Below are 13,330 nucleotides of genomic sequence, written 5' to 3' on the forward strand. Positions count from 1 at the left end.
CTCCTTACTTAACAACGATATTATTGAAAGAAACCAAAACCATCACCGAAATCACCAAATCCGTTTTCTCCAAAATCTAAATTATTTTTTCTTTTAACAGTATTTTTCTTCATTTCTTCATAGTGAATTTCTTGGTTTTTATTTTCTCTCAACTCAATTATATAATCAAAATCATTCATTTCGTAATCACTTGTTTCGACAAATAAGTCTGGATGCTCAACGACTTTAATCGCTGGTAAATTCATAACTTCTTTAACTAAATCTTGGTGTTTTGAATCCGCCTCTCTAGAAGTAACTGCACCATCAATAATATAAACGTGATCAGAATCATATTCACCTTTAATCAATGAACTACGTACTGTTTGTTTAATAAGTGTCGAACTAATAAATAACCAACGTTTATGTGCACATACACTACCAGCTACGATTGATTCTGTTTTACCAACACGTGGCATTCCTCTAATACCGATTAATTTATGACCATCCTCTTTGAAAAGTTCAGCCATAAAATCAACTAGTAACCCTAAATCTTCACGTTCAAAGCGAAAAGTCTTTTTATCATCAGCATCTTGTTCTATGTAACGACCATGTCTAACGGCTAATCGGTCACGCAGTTCAGGCTTTCTTAATTTAGTAATTGAAATATCATCTATCTCGCTAACTATACCTTCAAATCGACTTACCTTTTCTAAGTTATCTGATTTAATAAGTAAACCTCTACGTGCTTGTTCAACGCCATTAATTGTAACAATACTGATACCCATCATACCTAGGAGACTAGAAATATCACCTAACAAACCTGCGCGATTCATCGTGATTTCGTATTCTAAATACCATTCTTTTTTTGTAGTAACTGTCATGTTTTACACCCCTTAGTTTTCGAGCAGTGACAACTTTAAACAATAGTACAAACGTATTTTAAATTCTATTTGTTATCGTTTGCATTTAATTATATGGACATTATAACACTGAATATTAAATTCGTGGAACAAATTATTACCTAGCTACTATAAATACCATGCCCCATTAATCTTTTGGATTGTTCCAGTTACACTTTGAGCAAGAGGATGGCATAAGTATGCACACGTATGTGCAATTTCTTCTGGCTCAACTAAACGCTGCTGTGGCAATTCATCTAGTATTTCGCTTAACTCTTCATCACTCCATATGTCTGACATATGGCCACGAACTATGCCAGGAGTAATTGCATTTACTGTGATTGACGTTAATGCTAATTCCTTGCTTAACGCTTTAACAAAACCAATTTGTGCACTTTTCATAGCTGAGTAAATTGACTCTAAACTTGCACCCGTTTCACCCCATATAGATGAAATGACGATAATTCTTCCATTTTCACTGCGGCGTAATTGATTTACAAAATATTGCGTCAGTCGTATGAATTCACGCAAATGAAGTTGATACGATTCATCAATTTGGCTATCACTCACATCTTGAATTTGACCATAAAGTGCGTTGCCAGCTGAATAGATTAAACAGTCTAAATTTTGTATAAAGCCAAAAATTTTATCATAATCTGTGGTTGCTGTTAAATCACATTGAATAAATTGCACAGCTTCATTTTTAAATTGCTCTGTTAACAAAGCTGAATCTGCTGAATTATAATGCCCTATAACCTCATAACCATCTACTAATAAACGATTAACGATTGCTGTACCTATTGAACCAGATCCACCTATAACTAAGGCTTTCATATTTATTTCATCTCCAAACGGCTATCTACCATTTGCTCTAAATTTAGACACTGTAAAGCTGTTTCATTAACACTTTCTAAAGTTATATCTTCTACTATTTCTAACATATCAAATAGGCTTACGCCTTCAAAATGTAATTTCGTATATTGATTTGCGATATATTCAGGAGAGTTTAACCCAGAAATAAATTCACCTATAAATTGTTTTTTTAGCAACTCAAAGGCTTCTTTATCAGCTAATTTACCTTGCGCTTTTTCTAGTTCTGCTAGTAATAAATTTTTTAATTCATCAGGTTGCTGTGTTGCACTTGAAATAATTGAAAAACTGTACGTTGGTTCAAGTATAAATTGATAACCAAAAGTATCATCTATCAGTTCACTATTAAGTAAAGACTGATAAAAGTCAGTTTCTTCTCCAAATACGAGCTCAAAAAATAATGTCATTTCTAAATCTTTTCTTATAAATTGATCAGCTGATGCGTTCGTTAATGGTTTATTTTTAAAGCCCAACATTAACCTTGGAGATTGTAATTTCATTTTCTCAGAGACGAATTTTTGATTAACTTCTTCTTTTTCAACTAATGGGTCTCTTTGAATTTCTGGCTGTGCTACTTTATCTCTTTTGTCTTCATGTTCAGTGACTATATTTAGAATTTGCTGTGGTTCAACATCACCCACAACGAATAGCACCATATTAGATGGATGATAGAACGTTTCATAACATAAATATAAATCATCTTTAGTAATGTCATATATACTGTCGACGGTACCAGCAATATCTACTTTAATTGGATGTGTTTCATACATTGCCCTCAATGTATTGAACATTATTTTATAGCCTGGCTGTTCTTGATACATTTTAATTTCTTCTGCAATAATTCCTTTTTCTTTATCTACCGTTTCTTTCGTAAAATATGGTGTCTCAACCATAGTTAATAATCGCTTTATATTTCTTTCGACTTGGTCAGTCGCACTAAACAAATAACTCGTGCGATCAAAACTCGTAAATGCATTAACTTGCGCGTTGTCCTCAGCGAAAGCGGTAAACAAGTCATCTTCTTCGTTTTCGAATAATTTATGTTCTAAAAAATGGGCAACACCATCAGGAACTGTGATGTATGCGTCTTGATTATAAGGTTTGAATTTACTATCCAACGAACCAAATTGAGTCGTATAAGTAACAAATGTTTTTTGAAAACCTTTTTTAGGGATGATAAAGACGTCTAAACCATTATCTAATGTTTCTTTATAAACATATTCATCTATTTGTTCGTAATATTGTTCCTGCATTATGCTTCTCCTCCCTTAGTCAAAATGTAAATCGTATCTAAGACAGTTTCTTTGGCTAAAGCGATAATCTGGTCACGAGAAACATTCATAATACCTTCTATGTATGCAGACTCAGTCAAATCAGACTGGAGTAACAAATTATTATTTAAACGTTCAATAATACTTTTAGGTCTATCTTCCGCTTCTCTACGTTGTGAAATAATCACTTTTTTCGCTAAGTCTATTTTGTCATCACTAAAATTACCTTGTTGGAAGTTTTCAAACTCTTGAATAATTGTATCTTTTGCAATTTCATATTTATCAGAAGATACACCACTCAAGACAAACATATAACCATTTTTACTATCGATTTGGGAATGTATGGAATATGCTAAACTTTGCTTTTCTCGTACTTCATTGAATAATACCGATGATGGATCGCCACCAAACATCATGTTCAACACCACAAATGTAAAATAATCCTTATCTCCAAATCGGCATGGGAATTTAAAGCCCATATTTAATTTGGCTTGATCAATTTCATCATATTCAACCACTATATTGGGCAAATGGTTTTTAGGCTTCACTTGAACATCATTAAAGGATTCAAACTCAAATGGTTTTAATTTAAAGTATTTATTTATGTTAGAAGTAACTCCGGATTCATCTACATTTCCAACAACATAAACTGCGCAATAGTCGTTTTCAATCATAGATTGATATGTATTATATAAAGATTCATTCGTAATATGTTCTATTTTATCTACTTGGCCCGTAGAAAGCTGGCTATAAGACTGATCACCAAACATGTGTTGTAGTAATTTTAAAAAGGCTAATTGCGACTTGTTATCTTCGATACCTTCTAATTTTTTTGTTAATAATGCTTTTTCTTGAGTTAGTAGTGTTTCATCAAATAATCCATTAGTTATTAGTGGATTCCAAATAATTTCTTTTAATAATTCCATACCTTGTTCAAATAAAGGCGTAGTATCTTTTAAATATTTTTCATTCACTAATTCTAAAGATATTGTAATAACGTGTTTATCTTTAAATTTTGAAACATAACTATTTACATAAGCACCATAAAGTTGTGATAACCTTCTGTTTAAATCTTTATCAGTTGGATAATTTTTGGTGGCCCTCATAAGCATTTTACTTAACAAGGATCTAGAAGTTATCGTCCTACTGTCTAATGGAGCCATAAACTTCAATGTTATCATCGTCGTTTTAAATTTAGTTGTTGGTAATACGCTTACATGAAAATTGTCTTGTGGTTTTATGTTTTTCAATAATTTTCCCCACTTTCATTTTAGGTTATAGTCTATTTCTTACCGTTTTAAACTTCACTAAACTACTTTTAAAGTAATTAAATGAATAAAATATAGGTTTGTCATGTTGATCATAATGAACTAATTTCAAGAGCATAAGACCCTCATGGGGTGAAGCGTTTAATAAATCAGATATGTGTGGTTCATAACTTATGGCCTCAACTTCGGTTTCAGCATACCAGATTTCTTTGTTAGAATTTTGTTCAATAGCTTTTAAAATAGATTGTCTATTTTCTTGATATTGGAAACACGTTAAATCATCATTCGGGATTTTATCTAAACAATAAACAACTGGAAACTGATCTGCCGTACGAATACGTTCAATTATTGTCACAAGTGTTTTGTCTTCTATCCCTAAAGTAAACGCATCTAATGAAGTGGCAGGTTTTTCATCCAAACTAATAAATTCGGTGCCTGCACTGTATCCCTGTTCTTCTATCATCTTGCTGATACTAACTAACTCCCCTAAAGGATAAAGGAAAGGATGTAGTGGTTTAACACTAACACCTTCCTCTAAATTATTTGTTAAAATTTGTTCCGTTATTAATTCATCTACACCATCATAAACGTCATCAGTTTTAACTTTTAAGTCCCTAGCAATACTTAAATAACTCGGTAATTTGTCACCGTTATTTAATTTACCAGCTTTAATTTGATTTAAAATCCACTCTTTAACTCTATAAACTGAAGTTAATTCCATATTTACACCTCATCGCTATTTAAATCAACTAGTATTTGTCTTGGCTTGCTCCCTTTTTGTGGTCCGATTACCTGGTTGCTTTCTAAATCATCCATTAATCTTGAAGCTCTATTATAACCTATTCTAAATTGACGTTGTAATAATGATGTACTCGCCTTTTGTTGTTCGATAACAAATAGGTATGCTTCATCATAAAGTGGATCTTCACTTTTCATTTCAGATTTTTCTACTGGCTCATCCGGTTCCATCTCTTTAACATAGTTCGCTTTTTGTTGATCTACTACATAATTAACAACGTCTTGTACTTCTTGTTCACTTAAAAATGCGCCTTGTACACGTGTACGTATTGATCCGCCATTGGCTACATATAACATATCGCCTTTACCCAATAGCTTATCTGCGCCACCACTGTCTATAATCGTTCTTGAATCAGTTTGAGAACTTACGGCAAACGCTATTCTTGAAGGTATGTTGTTTTTAATAATTCCCGTAATAACATCTACAGAAGGTCGTTGTGTAGCAATGATTAAATGTATTCCAGCAGCACGTGCCATTTGAGTTATACGTTGAATCGCATTTTCAACATCTTTACCTGCGACCATCATTAAATCCGCTAACTCATCTACGATTGCAACTATATATGGTAATTCGGCCTGTTTTTCATCGAGTTCTTCGTTTTGTCTACGAATATATTGATTATAGCCTTCAATATTTTTTGTGGAAGAATGTTGGAATAAATCATAACGGCGTTCCATCTCGGCTACTACTTTTTCTAGTGCTTGCGCAGCTTTATGAGGATTGGTAACAACAGGCGTTAATAAATGCGGTATCCCATTATAAACATTTAGTTCGACCATTTTGGGATCAATTAACATTAATTTCACTTCATGTGGTTTCGCATTTAATAAAATACTCGTAATTATGCCATTAATGCAAACAGATTTACCACTACCTGTTGAACCAGCTACTAATAAATGAGGCATTTTATTTAATTCAACTGTAATAGGGTCTCCAGATATGTCTCTACCTAAACCTACTTCTAATTTATTTTCAGCAGGAAACTTTTCGTCTAGTACTTCTTTTAATGCCACAAGTGATATTTTATCGTTAGGTACTTCAATCCCAACTGCAGAACGTCCAGGAATAGGAGCCTCGATTCTAATGTCTTTCGCTGCAAGTGCTAATGCTAAATCATTGTTTAAGTTAACTATTTTACTTACCTTTACGCCTTGAGCAGGTTGAATTTCGTATTGCGTAACAGCTGGACCGATTTTAATTTGGGTAACTCTTGCATTTACACCAAAGTTTTTTAATGTTGTCTCTAGTAGACGTCCTTTTTTTTGAACTTCAGTTTTAGATGTTGATTGTTTTTTAGCTGGTTGCTTAAGCAACGTTAATGGTGGTATCTTATATGCTTCATTCTCTACTTCTCCTGCATCTGATATCGAACCCGAATTATCATAATCTGGTAATGTTTCTGAATCAGGATTGTCTTCAATATCTTTATTGTTCTGAAGATCTTTACGCAAGTTATTAGTTGATGATGTAGTTGCTTGATGATCTAAATTCGTACCATTTTCAGCTTGTTGTACATCATTTTTAGATTTGTCTTGAGCCTCATTGTGACCATAAATTGGAATAGCTGATTGCTCTCCTTCTGTCACTTCTGGTAAATCACTAACATCTTTAACATCTTTTGCTTCAGCTTCTTGCTCTGCTTTCTTCTGTGCTCTAACTCTAGCCTTAGCCTCTTTTTTTACTTTATTTTGCTGTCTCTTTTCACTTAATTTGTTAGAAGCAGACTCGCTTTTAACCTTAGCATTATCAAAGAAACTTTTAGCTACATCCCTATGACGTTGTTTCAAAATCAATACGATGCTGGAAATGATAAGTAACATCGTAATAATGATGACACCGACAAAAGATATAAGAGGTGTTAATATTTCTGTTAAATAATAACCTATTAAACCTCCACCAAAATTTGGAAAATGTGAATGTTCATAAGATTTATATACGAATGAGAGCACCGGTTCTCGCTTAGATTGATTTGCATGTGAAATATGAAATACAAGCTGAGTTAACAACAGTAAAGTTATTTGTAATACAATTGCACCAACAGTCCTTCTTGTTTTTGGAACACCTCTATAAAAAGTGATAAATATAGTTGCTATTAATATTAAAATATATGTTAAATATCTACTCATGCCAAATAAATAATTGAAAAAACTATCTATCATGACACCGACAATACCTAATTGAAAAACACCTAACACAATCAAAATAATGGCAATGACCGCAAAAATATATTTTAAAGCATTATCGCCTTGTTTATTTTTGCGACTTGTTGTCTTCTTTCTAGTATTAGTTGGTTTTTTCTTAGCCGTTGTTCTTTTTTTCGTTTGTGGCAAAATTCACACCTTCTTTTAGTAATTCTATGTAATTGCATAGTTTAATCCACTAACCTACATTTAAACAACCTTGCTAATGTGAAAGTATATATTTAATATGCTTTGTTCTAAGGGTAATTTAAAAAATGGATTTTATACTATACTTAAATTTTTATAAATTGCTAATAATGACACAAAGAGGTAGAAACTTGGCGCTATAAGAATAAAGCTCAAGTCTCAACCTCTTTAACTATGTGTTAATATTAGATTTCCGAAATCACTGGAATTATCATTGGACGACGTTTTGTACTTTCAAATAATAGCTTACTTATTTGATCACGCATATTTTGTTTGATTTCAGACCATTCGATTCGTTTTTCTAACAAACCTTGCTCTACAATTTCACGCACTTTTTCTTCTGCTTCTTTTAAGAGATCTTCACTTTCACGTACATAAACAAATCCACGTGATTGAATTTCTGGTCCGGCAGCAATACGTCTATTTTTTGGATCTAATGTCACTACTGCAATAAATATGCCATCTTCTGCTAACAAATGACGATCTCTTAAAACGATATTACCAACATCGCCTACGCCAATACCATCAATCAACACATTACCTGAATTTACTTTTTCATTTAGAATCATTTCTTCACCGTCATAATTAACAACGTCGCCTTTTTCTACTAAAAAGATCTTTTCAGGTTGTACATCTGCTTCGTTAGCTAATTTAGCATGGGCTATTTGCATTTTAAATTCACCATTAACAGGAATAAAATATTCTGGCTTCATAATGTTAATCATCATTTTTAATTCTTCCATACAACCGTGACTTGATGCATGAATTTTTTTGTTATTTGGTAACACTTCCGCTCCTGCTCTCACTAGTTCATTTAAAGTATCACCAATAATAACTTCCATATTAGCAGACGCAGTTATAGCTAAGAAAACTGAATCGCCCTCTTGTATATTCATTATCTTATGTTTTTGTTGAGCCATTTGACTTAATGCTTCAATAGGTTCACCTTGCATGCCCGTAGCAATAATAATGACTTCATTTTTAGGATAATTTTCAACTTCATTAATTGGAATTAGCAAGTCTTTAGGAATATCAAAATAACCCATTTTACGAGCAATACTAAATGAGCTTTCAAGTGATCTACCTAAGAATGAAACTTTTCTATTTAATTTGCTTGCAACGTTCAACACTTGTTGAATTCTAATAAAGTTAGAGGCATAACAAGAAACAATCAAACGACCTTTAACTTTTGTAAAAGCATCATACATATGGGATTCTATTACATTTTCAGGCGTATTGTAGCCGGGTTTTTCTGCCTCTGTAGAATCACTTATTAACGCGAATACACCATCCGCACCAATCTCTGTCATATGTTTTAAATCTGGCGCATAATGACCTTGTAGACTTTGATCGAACTTAAACTCACCTGTATAAACGATTGAACCATATGAAGTATGAATACAAACGCCTAAACTATCTGGAATACTATGCGCTGTACTAAAGAACGTTACATTTACGCCTTTGAAACGCATAACAGATTCATTGTTCACTGTATAATATCTAACCTTTTTATTAATATTACGTGATTTCATGTTTTCTTTAACTAATGCAATAGTTAATTTAGAACCATAAACTGGTGCGTCTACTTGTTCTAATACATAAGTTACAGCACCAATTGCGTGCTCATGCCCATGTGATAAGAAGATGCCTTTTAATTTATGCTTATTTTCTATAACGTATTGAATATCTGGTATAACAATGTCGACACCTAGCATTTCATCCTCTGGGAACATTAAACCGGCATCTAACATAAACATTTCATCGTCAACTTCAACGATATACATATTTTTCGCAATTTCTCCGACTCCACCAAGGGGGATTATGCGAATATTTTTATTTTTTTTCTTAATTAAACTCAAAATTGTACCTCCTAATTTTAATCCCCGACCATATATAATCTCATACTATATTATAAGTTATCTTAGGCTCTATGTACACTATTAAAGTAATTTACATATCATTCATTTTTTGTATGTAAATCATCTTTATAAACAAAAAGAAACTAGTTCATTCAATTACACACTTCCTTTAAACCTATTGTGTGAAATGATTGTTAAACTAGCTTCATAAATTGATAATGATTATTATTTATTTTCTAACGCTTTATGAGATGCATTTACACGACCTTGTTTGTCTATTTCGGTCACTTTTACTTTTAATGTATCACCAATGGCAAGAACATCTTCAACTTTATTTATACGTTCGTTAGCTATTTGAGATATGTGTACTAATGCATCTTTACCTGCGAACAATTCAACAAAAGCACCATATTTTTCGATACGTTTTACTTTTGCATCATAAATTTGCCCTACTTCAGCTTCACGTGTAATGTCTTCAATAATTGACTTAGCTTCATTAATAGCATTTTGATCAACTGCTCCGATAAATATAGTACCGTCTTGTTCGATATCTAATTTAACCCCAGTCTCATCGATAATTTCATTAATTTTCTTACCGCCAGGTCCAATTACGTCTCTGATTTTTTCTGGTTTAATGTTCATCGTTACTACTTTAGGCGCATAAGCACTTAAATTGTTTCGAGGCACATCAATTGTTTCAAGCATATGATTTAATATTGCCATTCTACCTTCACGTGCTTGCTCTAATGCTTCTTCGATAATTTCTTTAGTTAGGCCATCAATTTTGATGTCCATTTGAATTGCTGTAATACCTTCTGAAGTACCTGCAACTTTAAAGTCCATATCACCTAAAGCATCTTCCATACCTTGAATGTCAGTTAAAATTGTATAACTGTCATCTCTAGTAACTAAGCCCATTGCAATACCAGCTACTGGCGCTTTAATAGGTACACCAGCATCCATTAAAGCTAATGTTGAACCACAAATTGATGCTTGCGATGAAGAACCGTTAGATTCAAGTACTTCACTTACGATTCTAACTGTATAAGGGAAGTCTTTAATATCTGGAATAATTTGTTTTAATGCACGTTCACCTAATGCACCGTGTCCAATTTCTCTTCTACCAGGAGAGCGAACTGGGCCGGTTTCCCCAACTGAGTAATTAGGAAAATTGTAATGATGCATAAAGCGTTTTTCTTGCTCTTCACCTAAACCATCAATAATTTGATACTCACTTAATGAACCTAATGTTACTACAGATAACGCTTGAGTTTGTCCTCGCGTAAACAAACCTGAACCATGTGTTCTAGGTAATAGACCTACTTCAGATGCTAATGGTCGAATCTCATCAGTTTTACGGCCATCTGGTCTAATTTTTTCTTCAGCAATAAGTCTTCTTACTTCTGCTTTAACTAAATCATTTAAGATACCTTTAACTTCTTTAATCAGTGTTTCATTGTCAGGATCTTCTTCATCGACAAATTGTTCAATTACCGCATCTTTTAAAGCATCTAAATTATCGTCACGTTGTTGTTTATCAAAAGTTAACACAGCTTTTTTCAAGCCTTGCTCTTCAGTTAAACGCGTTACTTTGTCTACTAATTGTTCATCTTGTTCTACCGGTGTGAATTCTTGTTTTTCAGGTTGCAAATGATCAATGATTTGTTGTTGGAAGTCGACTAAACGTTGAATTTCTTCGTGCCCGAAAAAGATTGCTTCGAGCATTTCTTGTTCTGTAATTTCACTTGCTCCAGCTTCAACCATATTTACTGCATCACGATGCCCAGCAACTTCTAAATCTAATCTAGAAACTTCACGTTGTTCTACAGTTGGATTAATAATATATTGTCCATCTACAAAACCGACATTCACTCCGGCAATTGGTCCTTGGAATGGTATATCTGACACACTAAGCGCAACAGATGAACCAATCATCGCTGCCATTTCAGGTGAACAATCTGGATCGGCACTTAGTACCGTATTCATAATTTGAACATCATGCTTGTAACCTTTTGGAAATAGTGGTCGAATCGGTCTATCTATTAAACGAGCAGTTAGAGTAGCGTCATCGCTTGGACGACCCTCGCGTTTTTTAAAACCACCTGGGATTTTACCGGCAGCGTACATTTTTTCTTCAAAGTTAACCATCAATGGGAAAAAGTCCACATCACGTGGTTCTTTTGAAGCCACAGCAGTAGAAAGTACTACCGTATCCCCGTAACGTACAAGCGCAGCACCATTAGCTTGTTTAGCTAATTGTCCAGTCTCGATCGTTAATGAACGGTTCGCCCATTCGGTCTTAAAAACTTTTTTCTCTTGAGACATTATGAATCTCCTCTCCTATATCTAATATTTCTATCATATCATTTATTTAAGTAATTTTATATTAGTATAATTGTCTTATTTAATGTTAAATTTCTGTTAGTTTTATATTGGTTATAATTTTCTTAAACTATAAAAAAGGGAGTGGGATAGAAATCTAATTTAAAATTAGATTACGTAGTCCCACCCCGGGCAAAGCTGACTAGTATTAAAAAATCATACTTGAAGTACATTTTTTATACTAATCGCTACTACCAATAAAAAATTCGAGGCCGAGACATAATTTTGCCTCGGCCTAAAAATAAATGTCTAAAGATTAACGACGGATACCTAATGATTTAATTAATTCACGGTAACGTTGGATGTCTTTAGCACGTAAATAGTTAAGTAAGTGTCTACGACGACCTACCATTTTTAATAAACCACGACGTGAATGGTGGTCTTTTTTGTGCGTACGTAAGTGAGTGTTTAGTGCAGTAATTTCTGCAGTTAAAACAGCTACTTGAACTTCTGGTGAACCAGTGTCTGCTTCATGCGTACGGTATTCTTGAATAATTTCGTTTTTACGTTCTTGTGAAATTGCCATAATCAATTTCCTCCTATTTAATTAAAAAGTTTCCTTTATCCGAGCAAAGCGTCGGAGATTCAACTTGCCAAGGTAAAGGTGTTTAAAATGTAAAGTTTATACATTCGACTTAAATATTATATGATACATTGTCACCAAAATCAACCGATAATAAATATTTGGCCTGTTCTTTATCTTTATGCATTTGTTCTACTAAAGGGTCAATACCGTCAAATTTAACTTCAGGGCGCAAAAAATGATGCCAATAAACGATTACTCGTTCACCATAGATATCTTCTTTAAAATCAAATAAATTCACTTCGATTACAACTTGCGCTTGTGATGGATCATGAAATGTAGGTTTGACGCCTACATTTGCAACGCCTCTATAAATCTTATCTTCTGCGCCAATTTTCATACTCACTGCATAAACGCCTTTTTTCGGTAATACATAATCTCCACTAGGCTGAACATTGGCAGTCGGGAAACCAATAGTCCTCCCTCTTTTTTCACCTTGCACAACTGTTCCTTTAATTTGATAACGATAACCTAACTCATCATTTGCTTTAGTTAAATCGCCTTCTTTTAAGGCGCGTCTTATTTCAGTCGTAGAAATTTTTTCAGATTCGATTTCTAACTTACTTACGATAGTCGTTTCACATTCTTTTAATTCACTTAAAGTCATCATATTACCTTTACCATACTTACCAAAAGTAAAGTCAAAACCCGCTATTATTTTCTCTACATTATTTTTTAATATGTAATCATTTACAAATTCTTCAGCCGAAACATCAGCAAATTTAGAAGAAAAATTAATAACGATACAATAATCAATGCCATATTGTTCGATGATGTCCAATTTATCTTCGATTGGTGTTAAATAGTCTGTTCTCTTACGTTCAGGGTTTAAGACAACGGAAGGATGTGGATCAAATGTCATGACCGCTTTTTTTAAATTATCTTCTTCAGCTTTTTGAATTAAGGTATCGAATACTTTTGCATGCCCTTTATGCATTCCATCAAAAAAACCGAAAGCCATAGCTACATGCTCTTTAATAAATTGATTTTCTTGAATTGGATGTGTAACTTCTATAACTTTCATACATATACT

General features: G+C 33.2%; 9 protein-coding genes and 2 pseudogenes. All 11 read right to left on the reverse strand.

The window, feature by feature from the left end; translation table 11 throughout:
* Window positions 1-20 precede the first annotated feature (20 nt).
* Window positions 21-860, reverse strand: coding sequence for a DUF3388 domain-containing protein (locus ISP02_RS07325; protein ID WP_195720928.1), 840 nt, complete (start codon window positions 858-860; stop codon window positions 21-23).
* Window positions 861-1,007: 147 nt separating this feature from the next.
* Complete coding sequence (ymfI, locus tag ISP02_RS07330; RefSeq protein ID WP_195720929.1) at window positions 1,008-1,712, reverse strand: elongation factor P 5-aminopentanone reductase; 705 nt, start codon at window positions 1,710-1,712, stop codon at window positions 1,008-1,010.
* Between the two features lie 2 nt (window positions 1,713-1,714).
* A complete protein-coding gene (gene yfmH, locus ISP02_RS07335) occupies window positions 1,715-3,001 on the reverse strand; it encodes an EF-P 5-aminopentanol modification-associated protein YfmH (RefSeq protein WP_195720930.1) in 1,287 nt (428 codons plus the stop codon).
* Window positions 3,001-4,269: an EF-P 5-aminopentanol modification-associated protein YfmF gene (gene yfmF / locus ISP02_RS07340; RefSeq protein ID WP_235980497.1), complete on the reverse strand. Its 1,269-nt coding sequence runs from the start codon at window positions 4,267-4,269 to the stop codon at window positions 3,001-3,003. Before yfmF ends, yfmH begins: the two co-directional genes overlap by 1 nt.
* 25 nt (window positions 4,270-4,294) lie before the next feature.
* A complete protein-coding gene (locus ISP02_RS07345; RefSeq protein ID WP_195720931.1) occupies window positions 4,295-5,008 on the reverse strand; it encodes a GntR family transcriptional regulator in 714 nt (237 codons plus the stop codon).
* Window positions 5,009-5,010: 2 nt separating this feature from the next.
* A pseudogene (locus tag ISP02_RS13260) lies at window positions 5,011-6,462 on the reverse strand (DNA translocase FtsK); the annotation flags it as partial.
* A 140-nt stretch (window positions 6,463-6,602) separates the two neighbouring features.
* Window positions 6,603-7,416: pseudogene (locus ISP02_RS13265) on the reverse strand (DNA translocase FtsK 4TM domain-containing protein); the annotation flags it as partial.
* 242 nt (window positions 7,417-7,658) lie between these two features.
* Window positions 7,659-9,332 (reverse strand): ribonuclease J2, encoded by a 1,674-nt coding sequence (gene rnjB / locus ISP02_RS07355; protein ID WP_195720933.1) that lies wholly within the window; start codon window positions 9,330-9,332, stop codon window positions 7,659-7,661.
* Between the two features lie 225 nt (window positions 9,333-9,557).
* Window positions 9,558-11,657 carry a polyribonucleotide nucleotidyltransferase gene (pnp, locus tag ISP02_RS07360; RefSeq protein ID WP_195720934.1) on the reverse strand — a complete coding sequence of 700 codons (2,100 nt, stop codon included), beginning with the start codon at window positions 11,655-11,657 and terminating at the stop codon, window positions 9,558-9,560.
* A 313-nt stretch (window positions 11,658-11,970) separates the two neighbouring features.
* The gene (gene rpsO, locus ISP02_RS07365; RefSeq protein WP_195720935.1) at window positions 11,971-12,240 is read right to left on the reverse strand and encodes a 30S ribosomal protein S15; all 270 of its coding nucleotides are present in this window, start codon (window positions 12,238-12,240) and stop codon (window positions 11,971-11,973) included.
* A gap of 109 nt (window positions 12,241-12,349) precedes the next feature.
* Window positions 12,350-13,321, reverse strand: coding sequence for a bifunctional riboflavin kinase/FAD synthetase (locus tag ISP02_RS07370; protein ID WP_195720936.1), 972 nt, complete (start codon window positions 13,319-13,321; stop codon window positions 12,350-12,352).
* Window positions 13,322-13,330 lie beyond the last annotated feature (9 nt).

It is taken from the genome of Staphylococcus durrellii, from assembly GCF_015594545.1.
GTDB lineage: Bacteria > Bacillota > Bacilli > Staphylococcales > Staphylococcaceae > Staphylococcus > Staphylococcus durrellii.